This is a genomic window from Paracoccus salsus, from assembly GCF_021556615.1.
Taxonomy (GTDB): Bacteria; Pseudomonadota; Alphaproteobacteria; order Rhodobacterales; family Rhodobacteraceae; genus Paracoccus; species Paracoccus salsus.
In genome coordinates this window covers 53215-66748 of record NZ_JAKGGD010000003.1, presented here as the reverse complement: position 1 = coordinate 66748, position 13534 = coordinate 53215, and the positions used below count along the sequence as shown (strand labels likewise).

17 protein-coding genes are annotated in these 13534 nt (G+C 66.1%); 9 read left to right on the top strand and 8 right to left on the bottom strand.

All coding sequences use genetic code 11. The annotated features are described in order from the left end of the window. Positions 1-74: 74 nt before the first annotated feature. Complete coding sequence (gene mscL, locus L1965_RS06830) at positions 75-509, top strand: large conductance mechanosensitive channel protein MscL (protein ID WP_235755683.1); 435 nt, start codon at positions 75-77, stop codon at positions 507-509. Positions 510-595: 86 nt separating this feature from the next. On the opposite strand, the gene ald is transcribed toward mscL, so the two are convergent. Continuing rightward, positions 596-1714, bottom strand: coding sequence for an alanine dehydrogenase (gene ald, locus L1965_RS06825; protein ID WP_235755682.1), 1119 nt, complete (start codon positions 1712-1714; stop codon positions 596-598). Between the two features lie 148 nt (positions 1715-1862). Between ald and L1965_RS06820 the strand changes: the two genes are divergently transcribed. Further along, positions 1863-2324, top strand: coding sequence for an Lrp/AsnC family transcriptional regulator (locus tag L1965_RS06820; RefSeq protein WP_235755681.1), 462 nt, complete (start codon positions 1863-1865; stop codon positions 2322-2324). Positions 2325-2448: 124 nt separating this feature from the next. Here the strand turns inward: L1965_RS06820 and rpsU are convergent, their stop codons facing one another. Beyond that, the gene (rpsU, locus tag L1965_RS06815) at positions 2449-2655 is read right to left on the bottom strand and encodes a 30S ribosomal protein S21 (protein WP_022705914.1); all 207 of its coding nucleotides are present in this window, start codon (positions 2653-2655) and stop codon (positions 2449-2451) included. Between the two features lie 93 nt (positions 2656-2748). On the opposite strand from rpsU, the gene L1965_RS06810 reads away from it, so the two are divergent. Next, positions 2749-3408 carry a COQ9 family protein gene (locus L1965_RS06810; RefSeq protein ID WP_235755680.1) on the top strand — a complete coding sequence of 220 codons (660 nt, stop codon included), beginning with the start codon at positions 2749-2751 and terminating at the stop codon, positions 3406-3408. Positions 3409-3417: 9 nt separating this feature from the next. Continuing rightward, positions 3418-4407 carry an NAD(P)H-quinone oxidoreductase gene (locus L1965_RS06805; RefSeq protein ID WP_235755679.1) on the top strand — a complete coding sequence of 330 codons (990 nt, stop codon included), beginning with the start codon at positions 3418-3420 and terminating at the stop codon, positions 4405-4407. A 179-nt stretch (positions 4408-4586) separates the two neighbouring features. Here the strand turns inward: L1965_RS06805 and L1965_RS06800 are convergent, their stop codons facing one another. After that, on the bottom strand, positions 4587-5234 hold the full coding sequence (locus L1965_RS06800; RefSeq protein WP_439332062.1) for a ribonuclease T2 family protein: 648 nt from the start codon (positions 5232-5234) through the stop codon (positions 4587-4589). A gap of 189 nt (positions 5235-5423) precedes the next feature. Here L1965_RS06800 and L1965_RS06795 point away from each other — a divergent pair, with 189 nt between their 5' ends. Next, entirely contained in the window at positions 5424-6176 is a 753-nt protein-coding gene (locus tag L1965_RS06795; RefSeq protein ID WP_235755678.1) for a DUF1013 domain-containing protein, read from the top strand. A gap of 76 nt (positions 6177-6252) precedes the next feature. Here L1965_RS06795 and L1965_RS06790 read toward each other — a convergent pair whose 3' ends face one another. Together L1965_RS06790 and L1965_RS06785 are read right to left on the bottom strand one after the other, a co-directional pair. After that, positions 6253-6507: a GlsB/YeaQ/YmgE family stress response membrane protein gene (locus L1965_RS06790; RefSeq protein WP_235755677.1), complete on the bottom strand. Its 255-nt coding sequence runs from the start codon at positions 6505-6507 to the stop codon at positions 6253-6255. 116 nt (positions 6508-6623) lie between these two features. Next, positions 6624-8096 (bottom strand): NAD-dependent succinate-semialdehyde dehydrogenase, encoded by a 1473-nt coding sequence (locus tag L1965_RS06785; RefSeq protein WP_235755676.1) that lies wholly within the window; start codon positions 8094-8096, stop codon positions 6624-6626. Positions 8097-8283: 187 nt separating this feature from the next. Here L1965_RS06785 and L1965_RS06780 point away from each other — a divergent pair, with 187 nt between their 5' ends. Beyond that, positions 8284-8787: a DUF1236 domain-containing protein gene (locus L1965_RS06780; RefSeq protein ID WP_235755675.1), complete on the top strand. Its 504-nt coding sequence runs from the start codon at positions 8284-8286 to the stop codon at positions 8785-8787. 64 nt (positions 8788-8851) lie between these two features. Here L1965_RS06780 and L1965_RS06775 read toward each other — a convergent pair whose 3' ends face one another. Then, positions 8852-9835 carry a P1 family peptidase gene (locus L1965_RS06775; protein WP_235755674.1) on the bottom strand — a complete coding sequence of 328 codons (984 nt, stop codon included), beginning with the start codon at positions 9833-9835 and terminating at the stop codon, positions 8852-8854. Between the two features lie 4 nt (positions 9836-9839). Next, on the bottom strand, positions 9840-10277 hold the full coding sequence (locus tag L1965_RS06770) for an ion channel (protein ID WP_235755673.1): 438 nt from the start codon (positions 10275-10277) through the stop codon (positions 9840-9842). 144 nt (positions 10278-10421) lie between these two features. Here L1965_RS06770 and smpB point away from each other — a divergent pair, with 144 nt between their 5' ends. From smpB to L1965_RS06755, 3 genes are all read left to right on the top strand, one after another. Further along, positions 10422-10895 (top strand): SsrA-binding protein SmpB, encoded by a 474-nt coding sequence (gene smpB, locus L1965_RS06765; RefSeq protein ID WP_235755672.1) that lies wholly within the window; start codon positions 10422-10424, stop codon positions 10893-10895. An 82-nt stretch (positions 10896-10977) separates the two neighbouring features. Continuing rightward, positions 10978-11832 carry a 3-mercaptopyruvate sulfurtransferase gene (gene sseA / locus L1965_RS06760; RefSeq protein WP_235755671.1) on the top strand — a complete coding sequence of 285 codons (855 nt, stop codon included), beginning with the start codon at positions 10978-10980 and terminating at the stop codon, positions 11830-11832. Between the two features lies 1 nt (position 11833). After that, positions 11834-13015, top strand: a complete 1182-nt coding sequence (locus tag L1965_RS06755; RefSeq protein ID WP_235755670.1) for an amino acid aminotransferase — start codon at positions 11834-11836, stop codon at positions 13013-13015. A 77-nt stretch (positions 13016-13092) separates the two neighbouring features. On the opposite strand, the gene L1965_RS06750 is transcribed toward L1965_RS06755, so the two are convergent. Beyond that, entirely contained in the window at positions 13093-13452 is a 360-nt protein-coding gene (locus L1965_RS06750; protein ID WP_235755669.1) for a hypothetical protein, read from the bottom strand. Between the last annotated feature and the right edge of the window lie 82 nt (positions 13453-13534).

Here is a 13534-nt window from a genome sequence, read left to right as displayed (position 1 = left end):
TTGGCGCAGGCATGAAAGCGCTCTAGAATTGCGGCCGTCGCGAAAGGTCGCGCATTCACAAGGGACGCAGTTGCATGCTCAAGGAATTCAGGGAGTTCATCGCCCGCGGCAATGTCATGGACATGGCGGTCGGCATCATTATCGGGGCCGCATTCACGGCCATTGTCAGTTCGATGGTAAACGATCTCATCAACCCGATCCTCGGCCTGCTCACCGGCGGGATCGACTTTTCGGACCAGTATGTCGTCCTGTCGGGCAATGTTCCCGACGGAGCCAGCCTGGATGCGGCGCGCAGTTCCGGCGCGGCGATCTTCGCCTATGGCGCGTTCCTGATGGCGGTGCTCAATTTCCTGATCGTCGCCTGGGTCGTGTTCCTGCTGGTCAAGGCGGTGAACCGCGCACGCGAGATGACCGTCCGCAAGCAAGAGGTCGAAGCGGCCCCGGCAGGCCCAAGCCAGGAAGAGCTGCTGGCCCAGATCCGCGATCTGCTCGCTGCCCGCGCGGCCTGAGCGTCACTGACCACCCGATGACATGGCGGCGCGCCCCTCCGGACGCGCCGTCACCTCTTGATGGGCGCGTCCCCGCGCCGCAGCCCTCAGTCGGCCAGCAGCTGATCCGGCGTGATCGCGTCCCGCCCCAGTGCCTCGCCCACCGGCAGCGAAGTCAGCTTGCCCTCATGCGTGGACAGGCCGGCCCGCAGATGCGGGTCGTCGGTGATCGCTTGCCGCCAGCCCTTGTCGGCCAGTGCCAGCAGGAACGGCAAGGTCGCGTTCCCCAGCGCCTGTGTCGAGGTCCGCGCGACCGCGCCCGGCATGTTGGCCACGCAGTAATGCACGATCCCGTCAACCTCGTAGATCGGGTCCTGATGGGTGGTCGCTTTCGATGTCTCGAAGCAACCGCCCTGGTCGATGGCCACATCGACCAGAACCGCGCCTTGCGGCATGCACGACAACTGATCGCGCGTGATGAGCTTCGGCGCAGCCGCGCCGGGGATCAGCACCGCGCCGATCACCATGTCGGCGGTCTGGATCAGATCCGAGGTGGCGGCGGCGTTGGCATACTGGGTGGTCAGCTTGCCCATGAACACGTCGTCCAGATAGCTGAGCCGCGATACCGACCGGTCCATGACGGTGACATTCGCGCCCATGCCGACGGCAACGCGGGCTGCCGCGGCGCCGACCACGCCGCCACCGATCACCAGCACATTCGCGGGACGCACGCCCGGGACGCCGCCCATCAGCATGCCGCGACCGCCATTGGCCTTCTGCAGCGCCCACGATCCGACCTGGGGCGCCAGCCGTCCCGCGACCTCGGACATCGGCGCCAGCAGCGGCAAGCCGCCCCTGGCGTCGGTCACGGTCTCGTAGGCGATCGAGGTGACGCCCGATTTCAGCAAATCGTCGGTCTGGGCTGCGTCCGGGGCCAGGTGCAGATAGGTGAAGAGCAACTGCCCCTCGCGCAGCATCTTGCGCTCGGGCTCCTGGGGCTCCTTGACCTTGATGATCAGTTCGGCGGCGTCGAACACGGTCTTCGCGTCCGGCGCGATCTCGGCCCCGATCGCGGCATAGTCTTCATCCGTAAAGCCCGAGCCCAGCCCCGCGCCGGTTTCGACCAGCACGCTGTGGCCGCGCAGGATCGCCTCGGCCGCTGCGGCGGGGGTCAGCCCGACGCGAAATTCCTGCGGCTTGATCTCCTTGGGGCATCCGATCTTCATCGCCTTCTCCTCCCAGATGTCTTGCAATGCTTTGTCAGCACAGTGTGTCACATAGGTGCCGCAAGGTGCTGCGAAGCTGGGCACCCCCAAAGGCACCGCGACGAAGAAATATCTGGCGATTGGACCCGTTGTCGAAGAATATCCGGGCATGCACGTGCTTGACGCAATAGACCGCCGGATTCTGGGCCTTCTTCAGAAAGAGGGCCGAATCAGCAACGCCGACCTGGCCCAGAGGGTGCACCTGTCGCCCTCGGCCTGTCATCGCCGCGTCCAGCGCCTCGAGGAGGCGGGCGTGATTTCCGGCTATGTGGCGCTGCTGGACGCGCGCGCCGTGCAGCGCCACACCACCGTTTTCGTCGAGATCACGCTGTCGGGGCAGGCCGATGAGCTGCTGGACGCGTTCGAACGCGCGGTTCGGATGATTCCCGACGTCCTGGAATGTCATCTGATGGCCGGCACGGCGGATTATCTGCTGAAGATCGTGGTCTCGGACACCGATGATTTCGCGCGCATCCATCGACAGCATCTGTCCCGCCTGCCGGGCGTCGCGCAGATGCATTCCAGCTTTGCTTTGCGCACCGTGTTCCGGACGACGGCGGTGCCGGTCTAGACGCGGCGCGGCATTCATGCCCGCGCGCCGGTGCCGCGCATGGAAAACCCCCGCAGGCTGGCCTGCGGGGGTTTGCTGATAACGCGTGATCGCGCCGTCTTGCAGTGCGCCGTCGCGAGGACCCTCAGAGGGCGCCTTCGCGCTGTGCCTTTTTACGGGCCAGCTTGCGGGCGCGGCGGACGGCCTCGGCCTTTTCACGGGCTTTCTTGACCGACGGCTTCTCGAAATGCTGCCGAAGCTTCATTTCGCGGAAGACACCTTCGCGCTGAAGTTTTTTCTTCAGGGCACGAAGCGCCTGTTCGACGTTGTTGTCGCGAACATTGACCTGCATGTGGTTGTCACCACCTTCCTAGGTTAGAGTTGCGTAGCTTGCAGGAAGCGTCCCATTAACAAAGCAGGGCGCGTTTGTCCAGAAGGGGCCGAGATGACCGATACCGACCGCGACACATTGCTGGAGGCCGCGCTGACGCACGTGCCTTTCGACGGAATGAACGACCGCGCGCTGATGGCTGGGGCTCGCGATCTGGGCATGCCCGAAGCCATCGCCCGGGTGCATTTTCCGCAAGGCGGCGCCGGGCTTGCGGCTGCCTATCACCGGCGCGCGGATGCCGCGCTGCGCGACTGGCTTGCGTCCACCCCGCCCGAGGGCAGGTTCCGCGACCGCGTGACCGCCGCGGTCTGGCACCGGCTGTCGCTTGTCGATCCGGAACTGGTTCGCGCCGGCGCAGCCACGCTGGCGCTGCCGCAGAACGCGACCCTGGCCGCCCGGCTGGTGTGGGAAACCGCCGATGCGATCTGGACCGGCCTCGGCGACGAATCACGCGACGTCAACTGGTATTCCAAGCGCGCGACCCTGTCGGCCGTCATCAGCGCGACCGTGCTGTTCTGGCTTGGCGACAGTTCGGAAGGCCGGGCCCAGACGCGCGCCTTCCTCGACCGCCGGATCGACGGGGTCATGCGCTTCGAACGCGTCAAGGCGAAACTGCGCAAGGTGCCGGGGGCCGAAACCCTGGCCACGGCCGCCTTCGGCTGGATTCGCGCGCCCAGGTCGCGTGACCTGCCCGGCGACACCACGCCCCGGTAAGGAGAGACCATGTTTCCCGACGCGATGAACGCCGTCCAGATCGCCGCTCCCGGCGATGCCGACGCGCTGCAGTTGACCCGCCGCCCGGTGCCCGTGCCGCGCCACGACGAAATCCTGATCAAGGTGGCCTATGCCGGGGTGAACCGCCCCGATGTCCTGCAGCGCCAGGGCAGCTATGCGCCGCCGCACGGCGCCTCTGACCTGCCCGGCCTCGAGGCGTCGGGCGAGATCGTGGCGATGGGCGCGGGCGTGACCCGCTGGAGGAAGGGCCAAACGGTCTGCGCGCTGCTTCCCGGCGGAGGGTATGCCGAATATGTCGCCTGCCACGCGGATCACGCGCTGCGCATTCCGCGCGGCCTGTCGCTGCGCGAGGGCGCCTGCGTGCCGGAAACGGCGTTTACGGTCTGGTCGAACGTGGTCACGCGCGGCGGATTGCAGGCGGGCGAACGGTTCCTCGTGCACGGAGGCACCTCGGGGATCGGCATGATGGCGATCCAGATCGCGCGGACGCTTGGTGCGCGGGTTTTCGCCACCGCCGGCAGCGACCGGAAATGCGCCGCCATCACCGCACTGGGTGCCACCGCCATCAACTACCGGACCGAGGACTTCACCAAGCGGATGGCGGCCGAAGGCGGCGCCGACCTGATCCTCGACATGGTTGGCGGCAGCTATATCGGCCGCAACATCAAGTCGCTGGCCGATGACGGCAGACTGGTGATGATCGCGTTTCTCGAAGGACCCAGGGCCGAGCTGAACTTCGCCCAGATCATGGTCCGGCGTCTGACCGTGACCGGCTCGACCCTGCGACCGCAATCCGACGCCGCCAAGGCCGAAATCGCCGAGGCCCTGCGAAAACGCCTTTGGCCGCTGATCGCCAGCGGCGCGGTCAAGGTCACGATCGACAGCGAATTCGCCCTCAAGGACGCCGCCGAGGCGCATCGCCGGATGGAAAGCAGCGAACATGTCGGAAAGATCGTGCTGAAGATTCCCGAAAGCTGATCCCGCCCGCGCGTTGCCTCCGCGATGCCTCGTTGGGCAGCCCCCAAGACGCCCGCCGGGCGGCTTTCCGTCCGCCACGCAGGGCAAAGCTCGGGTTGGCCTTTGCCCTGGTCCGGAAGTATCCCGGGGGTCCGGGGGCTGGCCCCCGGCCGTCGCGGGACGCAAGCCGGGCTGCTTGCCTAGCGGACCCGCTCCATCAGGATGGCCGGGCGTGCGCAGTCGCGCCGGATATCGTCGGCGCATAGCCGGGGCATCAGGTCCCGACTGAGGCAGATCCGCACCTCGTGCAGCGCCTCGTTCCGGCAGCTGATGGTGATGCCGTCGCGCTCCAGTCCGGGATTCGCCTCGACAAAGGCCTCTTCGACGACGCCGGGCGGCAGGCGAATGTCCCGGTCCAGCGCCTCGAAGACGGCGGGAATGGCGATCGCCGCGGCGGCCTCTCGGGTGGCGGCGAAATAACCTGCGGCTGACAGGCCCGAGCACCGGCCATGCTTTTGCCATTGATACCACGCAATCCCGCCCGAGCCCATGAGGTCGGCCATCTGCGCGGTTTCGCGGCGCGACGGATCGCGCTCGGCGGTGGCGCAGTCCTGCGGCCAGCCGCGCTCGTATTGCGGCCACAGCCCATGCACGACGAAGCCGGTGTTCCGGCCGCGGTCGCATTGGGCCGCATCACGATCATCACCTTCGGCGCGGCACCATGACGGTGACCAGCTCAGCGACAGGACATAGTAGTCAAAGCGCCCCGCCACATCCGCGGCGTGCGCGCCCGGCGCCATCAGGGCCATCAGGGCAATCAGGATCAGTGGCGGCAATCGTGTCATCATGACGATCAGCCTAGCCGTTCGTGCTGCGGCGTCCATGGTCTGTTTGCGCGATTCCGCTTTTCTCCGCCGGCCGAAAACGCTATATCCCCCGCCAATTCCCCCCGAAAACGAGGAATGGCACCCGCCGAAAGCCGTTTTCCCGGCCCTGAAAGGCCATGCTGAAGGGGTAGAGATGCGAAGGAGACTGACATGAACAAGCCGCTGATGGCCAAGGCCACCGCCGTCTGGCTGGTCGACAACACCACGCTCAGCTTCAAGCAGATCGGGGATTTCTGCGGACTGCACGAACTTGAGGTCCAAGGCATTGCGGACGGCGATGTGGCCTCGGGTGTCAAGGGCTATGACCCGATCGCCTCGAACCAGCTCGACCCCGAGGAGATCAGGAAGGGCGAGGCCAGCCCGGCCTACCGGCTGCGCCTGAAGCACAATCCCGCCTCCGAGGGCGAGGAAAAGCGGCGCGGTCCGCGCTATACGCCGCTGTCCAAGCGACAGGACAGGCCGGCCGCGATCCTGTGGCTGGTCAAGTTCCATCCGGAACTTGTGGATTCGCAGATCGCCAAGCTTGTCGGCACCACCAAGCCGACCATCACCTCGATTCGCGAGCGCACGCACTGGAATATCGGAAACATCCAGCCGATCGACCCGGTCGCGCTGGGTCTTTGCCGGCAGACCGAACTGGACGCCGCGGTCCAGAAGGCCGCCAAGAAGCGTGGTGCCGAGGGCGAGGTCATGTCCGACGACGAACGGCGCAAGCTGGTCAGCACCGAAACCTCGCTGTCGATGAGCGACGAGCCGCGCCTGCCTACCGCGATCGCCGGGCTCGAGAATTTCTCGTTGTCGCGGGGCGAGGATGACGAGAAGCCGCAGCGCGATGTGGATGCCGCCAGCCTCTTCAACCTGCCCGACACGAATGACGAGGACGAGGACGAAGACGACCGCTGATCACCCGGCAGTCCCGACATGACAAGGCCGGCGCGACAGCGGTTGCGCCGGCCTTTTGCTGTCAGGTCGCCCCGGTTCAGCTCTTGCTGCGGATCAGGCGCCCCAGCCAGATCAGGATGCAGGCACCGATGACCGCGACCACCAGCTGGCCGATCATGCCGCCAGCCGTGCCGCCGAGGATAAGCCGGAACAGCCCGTTACCCACCAGCGCGCCCACGATGCCCAGGATGATGTTCATCAGCAGCCCATGTTCGCTTTTCATGATCTGTTCCGCGATCCAACCGGCGATACCGCCCAGAATGATCGTCAGAATCCAGCCGAAACCTTCCATGTGTCTTTTCCCTTCCAGTCCGTTTCATGCCGCCGCGTCCCCGGCTGCTCGGCAGACAAATGCGCGGCGGGAACAGTTCGTTCCCGCCGCGCATGGATTTTGGTGGTCAAAGCGGCCTAGATCGAAAGGCAGATATATTTCATTTCCAGGAAATCCTCGATCCCGTGGCGGCTGCCCTCGCGCCCCAGCCCCGATTGCTTGACGCCGCCAAACGGTGCGACCTCGGTCGAGATGATGCCGGTGTTCACGCCGACGATGCCGTATTCCAGGCTTTCCTGCACGCGGGTGATGCGGCCCACGTCGCGGGCATAGAAATAGGATGCCAACCCGAAAATGGTGGCATTGGCCTTTTCGACCACCTCATCCTCGGTCTCGAAGCGGAACAGCGGGGCCAGCGGACCGAAAGTCTCCTCGCTGGCCACCTTCATGCTGTCGGTAACCCCGGTCACCACCGTCGGCCTGAAGAACAACCCGCCCAGCCGGTCGCCGCCGGTGACGATCTCGCCGCCGCCGTCCAGCACATCCTGGATATGCTCCTGGACCTTCTCGACGGCGCTTTCATTGATCAGCGGGCCGGTGGTGACTCCCTCTTCGAGCCCGTCTCCGACATTCAGCTTGTCCACCGCCGCAGCCAGGCGACGCGCGAATTCGTCATAGACGCCGGCCTGGACATAGATGCGGTTCGCGCAGACGCAGGTCTGGCCGTTGTTGCGGAACTTGGAGGCCATCGCGCCCTCGACCGCGGCATCCAGATCGGCGTCGTCGAAGACGATGAAGGGCGCGTTGCCGCCCAGCTCCATGGAACATTTCATCACCTGGTCGGCGGCCTGGCGCAGCAGGATGCGCCCGACCTCGGTCGAGCCGGTGAAGGTCAGCTTGCGGACCAGATGGTTTTCGCAGAACTCCTTGCCGACCTCCGAGGACCGCGACGAGGTGACGACCGACAGGATGCCCTTGGGCAACCCCGCGCGCTCGCCCAGCACCGCCATGGCCAGCGCCGATAGCGGGGTCTCGGCGGCGGGGCGGGCCACGAAGCCGCAGCCCACGGCCAGCGCCGGTCCGGCCTTGCGCGCGATCATCGCGTTGGGAAAGTTCCACGGCGTGATGCTGCCGACGACGCCGATCGGCTGGCGGATCACCGTCAGGCGCTTGTCGGGCTGGTGACCGGGGATGGTCTCGCCATAGACGCGCTTGGCCTCTTCGCCGAACCACTCGATGAAGCTGGCGCCATAGGCGACCTCGCCCTTGGCCTCTGCGAAGGGCTTGCCCATCTCGGCAGTCAGGATGCGGGCCAGATCATCCTGATTCTCCATCATCAGGTCGAACCATTTCCGCATCACCTGGGCGCGGTCCTTGGCGGTGCGGGCAGCCCAGCCCTTCATCGCCTCGGCGGCGGCCTCGATCGCGTGCGTCACCTCGGCACGGCTGAGATCGGCAACCTTGGCAATCACGTCGCCGCGCGCGGGATTGAGGACGTCAAAGGTTGCGCCATCCCTGGCATCGACCCACTCGCCGGCCACGAACGCGCGGGTTTCCAGCAGCGAGGGATCGCGGAGAAGGGTTTTCAGATCGGTGGAATGTTTGGTCACGGCAGCCTCATGCTTCGATTCGGTTAATATCTTGAACACGTCGCTTAGTGGTTGTCAAAGCCCGGCCGGTTCCCGCGCATGGCAGTAAGTTAACGTGACCTGCGGACACGGAACGCGGGTCCCGGCTGAAGTTTGTGGCGCTGATGGTCCCGCAGCGGGACCGAACGTATCGGAAGGAAGCGAATCCATGCGCAGCATTCTTGCAACCACCGCTCTTGTCGCCATGACGATGTCGGGCGCGGCGATGTCACAGACCGTAGCGACGGCGGGCATCGACCTGAACATCCGCTCGGGGTCGGGAGTCCAGCATCCGGTGACAGACGTCATCAAGGGCGGCGACGACGTGTCCGTGACCGGCTGCATCGAGGCCGCGAACTGGTGCGAGGTCTCGTATGGCGGGATGTCGGGCTGGGCCTCTGGCGATTATCTGACGGCGCGTCTGGGTGAGGACATCCAGCCGCTCTATCCCAACCGCCAGCAGATCGGCGTGACCGTGATCGAGGCGCCCGAGGACGCCAGCCCCGGCGCCGGGCAGAACGCCGCGGTCGGCAGCGTCACCGGCGCGGGCGTGCCGGAAACCGTCACGCTGCACGACATCCCCGATACCCCGTCCTACCGCTACGCGACGATCAACGGCCAGAATGTTCTGGTGAACCCAAACGACCGCCGGATCGTTTACATCTATCGCTAAGCTGTCCCTCTTGGCGATCTCTGGGGGCGGTGCGTCAGTCGCACCGCCCTTTTTCCGTCAAGGATCAGGGTTGGCACCAGGATTTCTGCCGGTCGGCGTGTGCGGGCCGTGCGGCATGGACGCCGCGTGCCACGGCGCGGGCCAGCACGCAGGCTGCTGCGTGTCCCAGGACAAACGGATCCGCGACGGGGTCGGCCAGCGGCTTTTCGCCCGACGAGACGGTGAAGACCAGATCGCCGTCGAAGGGCGTGTGGCTGGGCACCAGCGCCCGCGCCATCCCGTCATGGGCCGCGGTAGCCAGCCGTTGAAGCGCGGATTTCTCGAGCGCGGCGTCGGTGGCGACGATCGCAAGGGTCGTGGCCTCGCCCAGCCGTTTCGCCGGGGCAGGCTCATCGCCCGCCGGGAACGCGCCGGGCAGGCCCAGCCCGCCGAACTCTGCGTCAAGTTCCCACGGAGCGGCCCAGAACTGCCGGGTCGTGCCGACCGTTGCGGACCCCAGCGCGTTCACCACGACCAGCGCCCCCACCGTCACCCCGTTGTCCAGCACCGCCGAGGCCGACCCCAGCCCGCCCTTCAGCCGGCCGGTCGTCGCGCCGGTTCCCGCGCCTGAACTGCCGATGTCGAAATCGGCGCGGGCGGCCCGGTACGCATCGGCGCCCAGAAGGGCATAAGGATTGGCGTCCCAGGCCTTGTCGCCGCCGTTCAGCAGGTCGAACAGGATCGCCCCGGGCACGATCGGCACCCGCGCCGCGCCAACCGCAAAGCCACGCCCGGCCGCGGCAAGGCCCGCCATCACGCCATCGCAGGCCGCCAGCCCGAAGGCCGAACCGCCCGCCAGAACCAGCGCGTCGATCTGCGCGACCAGCTTGTCGGGGGCCAGAAGTTCGGTATCGCGGGTGCCGGGCGCGCCGCCCATGACATGGACCGAGGCCGCCATGGGCCGGTCCGCCACCAGCACCGTGACGCCCGATTTCAGCCGCGCATCGTCGGCATTGCCGACCCGCAGGCCGGCCACGTCGGTAATCAGGTTCCGCGCGCCTTGCCGCATCGGTTCACCCCCGTCCGACTTCGATCTGCCGGACCCGGAAATGGCGCAGCGTCTCGATCATGAAGGCGGTCATCAAGCCCATGTTCAGCAGTCCGTTGGCGGCCGCCATGCTGCCGAAGATCCGCCATTCGACCGGCAGAAGCACGTCTCCGAAGCCAAGCGTGGTAAAGCTGACCAACGCGAAATAGACCGCATGCTCCATGTCCGGGAACACCCCGAGGACGCGAAACGCAATCGCCCACAGCCAGACATCGATGGTGATCATCGACAGCACCCAGAGGCTGGCGATCATCACCACCAGGATCAGCTTCAGCCGGTGGGCCCCGCGCAGCAGCCACGGCGTCGCGACGGCGAAGAGCGCCTCCATGGCCCACACCGACACTCCGGCCAGCAGCACCGTCGCCAGCATCAACAGGCCTCCAAGGGCGATCTGCGTGAACATGTCCAACCTTTCTGCGTCCCGGTGCGACCGGATTAGCGTGAAGCCCCCGCGCGTGGCAATCGCGATGTCCGATCGGACTGTCGCCCCTCACCCCGCGACGCCCGACCTTTACAGCCGCCCGCGCCGCGCCTATCTGGTTTTGTCATGGCCAAGGAACCCGAAAGCAAGAACTACAAGGTGATCGCCGAGAACCGGCGGGCGCGTTTCGACTATTTCATCGAAAGCGATCTCGAGGTCGGCATCGTGCTGACCGGGTCCGAGGTGAAGTCGCTGCGCACCGGCCAGTCGAACATCGCCGAAAGCTATGCCAGCGTCGAGAACGGCGAGTTGTGGCTGATCAACGCCCATATCGCCGCGCTCAGCAATGCCGGCGTGTTCGGGCACGAGGAACGGCGCAAGCGCAAGCTGCTGGTCAGCCGGCGCGAATTGTCGCGGCTGTGGCAGGCGATCGGACGTGAGGGCATGACGCTGGTGCCGCTGGTCATGTATTTCAACCATCGCGGGCTGGTGAAGCTGAAGATCGGCGTCGCCAAGGGCAAGAACGTCTCTGACAAGCGCGAAACCAGCGCCAAGCGCGACTGGAACCGGCAGAAACAGCGCCTGCTGAAGCAGGGTTAGCGCCAAGCATGATTGCAGCCATGCCGATCCGCCTGTAAATCGGGGTGCGTGCCGACAACAGGGCCGACATAGGGGGATGCCGATGCAGGACGATCCGAAGACGCTGGTATCGACCGACTGGTTGGCCGCGCATCTGAAAGACCCCGATCTGCGGGTCATCGACGCCAGCTGGCACATGCCCGCGACCGGGCGCGACGCCCGCGCCGAATACATGGTCGCGCATGTCCCGTCGGCGCGGTTTTTCGACATCGACGCGATCTCGGACAGCCGCAGCGAACTGCCGCACATGGCGCCGCCGACCGAACTGTTCATCAGCCGGATGCGCGCGATGGGGATCGGCGACGGCCACCAGGTCGTGGTCTATGACAATTCCGATGTCCGCAGCGCGGCGCGGGTGTGGTGGACCTTCCGCCTGATGGGCAAGACCGATGTCGCCGTGCTGGATGGCGGGTTCGCCAAGTGGCAGGCCGAGGGCCGCGCGGTCGAGGACATGCCGCCGATGCTGCGCGATCGTCACATCACGGTCCAGCGGCAGGCCGGGCTGGTGCGCGACGTCACCCAGGTCGCGGCCGCCTCCAAGCTGGCCGACCACGAGATCATCGACGCCCGTTCCTCCGAACGGTTTCGGGGCGAGGCGCCCGAGCCGCGTCCCGGCCTGCGTTCGGGCCATATTCCAGGGTCGAAGAACATTCCCCATGGACGGCTTTTCAACGCGGACGGGACCATGAGGGACGAAGCCGGGCTGCGCGCCGAATTCGAGGCCGCCGGTGTCGATCTGTCCATGCCCGCCATCACCACATGCGGCAGCGGCGTGACCGCCGCCGTGCTGTCGCTGGCGCTGGAAAGGCTGGGCCATCGCCGCCATTCGCTCTACGATGGAAGCTGGACGGAATGGGGCAGCTTCCCCGACCTGAATATCGCAACCGGAGACGCCTGAGATGCTGTCGAACCTGAAACCGCAAGCTCCCGACAAGATCCTGATGCTGATCGAGGAGTTCAAGGCCGACACGCGCCAGGGCAAGATCGATCTTGGCGTCGGCGTCTACAAGGATCCGCAGGGCGTGACGCCGGTCATGCGCGCCGTGAAGGCCGCCGAACAGCGGATCTGGGAAAGCCAGACCACCAAGGCCTATACCGGTCTTGCCGGCGAACCCGAATACCGCAACGCCATGGCGCGGATGGTGCTGAAGGACGTGCCATCCGACCGGCTGGCCTCGGTCGCCACCGTCGGCGGCACCGGCGCGATCCGGCAGGGGCTGGAACTGGCGCGCATGGCGAACCCCGATCTGACCGTCCATGTGTCCGACCCGACCTGGCCCAATCACCTGTCGATCATGAAGTTCATGGGCCTGCCCTTCGTCGAGTACCGTTATTTCGACAGCGACACCCGTGGCGTCGATTTCGACGGGATGAAGGCCGACATCGCCAGGGCGGGCAAGGGCGACATAGTGCTGCTGCACGGCTGCTGCCACAACCCGACCGGCGCAAACCCGACCCTCGATCAGTGGCGCGAAATCGTCGCCATCCTGGAAAAATCCGGCGCGATCCCGTTGATCGACCTGGCCTATCAGGGCTTTGGGGACGGGCTGGACGCCGATGCCGAGGCCACGAGGCTGGTCGCCGAAAGCCTGCCCGAAGTGCTGATCGCGGCCTCGTGCTCGAAGAATTTCGGGATCTACCGCGAACGCACCGGCATCCTGATGGCGCTGGCGCAGGATACCGGCGCGCGCGATCTGACGCAGGGGACGATGGCCTATCTGAACCGGCAGACCTATTCCTTCCCGCCCGATCACGGCGCCCGGATCGTCTCGACCATCCTGACCGATGACGCGCTGCGCGCCGATTGGGCGGCCGAGCTGGAGGACGTGCGCAACACCATGCTGGGCCTGCGCGACCAGCTTGCATCCGAGTTGCGCGATCTGTCGGGCAGCGACCGGTTCGACTTCATCGCCCGCCATCGCGGCATGTTCTCGCGCCTGGGTGCCACGCCCGAGCAGGTCGCCAGGGTCAAGGCCGATTCGGCCATCTACATGGTCGGTGATTCGCGTCTGAACATCGCCGGCCTGAACCGTGACACCGTGCCGGTGCTGGCCCGCGCCATCATCGACGCCGGGATCTGAGGATACCGGCACCGCGCGGCGCCAGAGGTGGAACGCCCGGCCGGAAGGGCCGGGCGCCTCAACCGATCGCGACAGGCTCAGCAGGCGCCGAAGCACTGGTGCACCACGGTCTTGCCAAGGGCAGAGACCGTCACGCACACGCCGGTCGGAAAACCAAGCGTCGTACAGATCTTCAGACAAGCCTGCGCGGCGGTCCCGTTCGGAATGAACGATGGGATCGGCAGGCAGATATTCTTGTCCACCACCGGCAGTTTCAGGCACACCTTGCCGTTCTCGACCGTGAGCGCGATGCAGGTCTCGCCCAGTTTCATGGGTGAGGCATGCAGTGCAAGATCGCCCGGCGCCGTCGATTTCAGCATGTCGGCGCTGTAGTGGTTGGCCGCCGTATCGATCAGGTCCTGGACTTCCTTTTCGTCAAAGCTGTGATAGTCCGCCATTTCCGGTTTCCTCCCGCTGGATGTTGGCTCGCCGCGACAACGACTCGCGGCTCTTTCACCATCTCAGGGAGAGCCGAACCGT

Excerpts from the sequence above, each read along its gene's own strand:
- L1965_RS06820 (WP_235755681.1), top strand. The coding sequence starts at position 1,863 with ATGCACGTGCTTGACGCAATAGACCGCCGGATTCTGGGCCTTCTTCAG.
- mscL (WP_235755683.1), top strand. The coding sequence starts at position 75 with ATGCTCAAGGAATTCAGGGAGTTCATCGCCCGCGGCAATGTCATGGAC.
- L1965_RS06810 (WP_235755680.1), top strand. The coding sequence starts at position 2,749 with ATGACCGATACCGACCGCGACACATTGCTGGAGGCCGCGCTGACGCAC.
- L1965_RS06755 (WP_235755670.1), top strand. The coding sequence starts at position 11,834 with ATGCTGTCGAACCTGAAACCGCAAGCTCCCGACAAGATCCTGATGCTG.
- sseA (WP_235755671.1), top strand. The coding sequence starts at position 10,978 with ATGCAGGACGATCCGAAGACGCTGGTATCGACCGACTGGTTGGCCGCG.
- L1965_RS06805 (WP_235755679.1), top strand. The coding sequence starts at position 3,418 with ATGTTTCCCGACGCGATGAACGCCGTCCAGATCGCCGCTCCCGGCGAT.
- L1965_RS06780 (WP_235755675.1), top strand. The coding sequence starts at position 8,284 with ATGCGCAGCATTCTTGCAACCACCGCTCTTGTCGCCATGACGATGTCG.
- L1965_RS06795 (WP_235755678.1), top strand. The coding sequence starts at position 5,424 with ATGAACAAGCCGCTGATGGCCAAGGCCACCGCCGTCTGGCTGGTCGAC.
- L1965_RS06750 (WP_235755669.1), bottom strand. The coding sequence starts at position 13,452 with ATGGCGGACTATCACAGCTTTGACGAAAAGGAAGTCCAGGACCTGATC.
- L1965_RS06775 (WP_235755674.1), bottom strand. The coding sequence starts at position 9,835 with ATGCGGCAAGGCGCGCGGAACCTGATTACCGACGTGGCCGGCCTGCGG.
- L1965_RS06770 (WP_235755673.1), bottom strand. The coding sequence starts at position 10,277 with ATGTTCACGCAGATCGCCCTTGGAGGCCTGTTGATGCTGGCGACGGTG.
- L1965_RS06790 (WP_235755677.1), bottom strand. The coding sequence starts at position 6,507 with ATGGAAGGTTTCGGCTGGATTCTGACGATCATTCTGGGCGGTATCGCC.
- L1965_RS06800 (WP_439332062.1), bottom strand. The coding sequence starts at position 5,234 with ATGATGACACGATTGCCGCCACTGATCCTGATTGCCCTGATGGCCCTG.
- smpB (WP_235755672.1), top strand. The coding sequence starts at position 10,422 with ATGGCCAAGGAACCCGAAAGCAAGAACTACAAGGTGATCGCCGAGAAC.
- rpsU (WP_022705914.1), bottom strand. The coding sequence starts at position 2,655 with ATGCAGGTCAATGTTCGCGACAACAACGTCGAACAGGCGCTTCGTGCC.
- ald (WP_235755682.1), bottom strand. The coding sequence starts at position 1,714 with ATGAAGATCGGATGCCCCAAGGAGATCAAGCCGCAGGAATTTCGCGTC.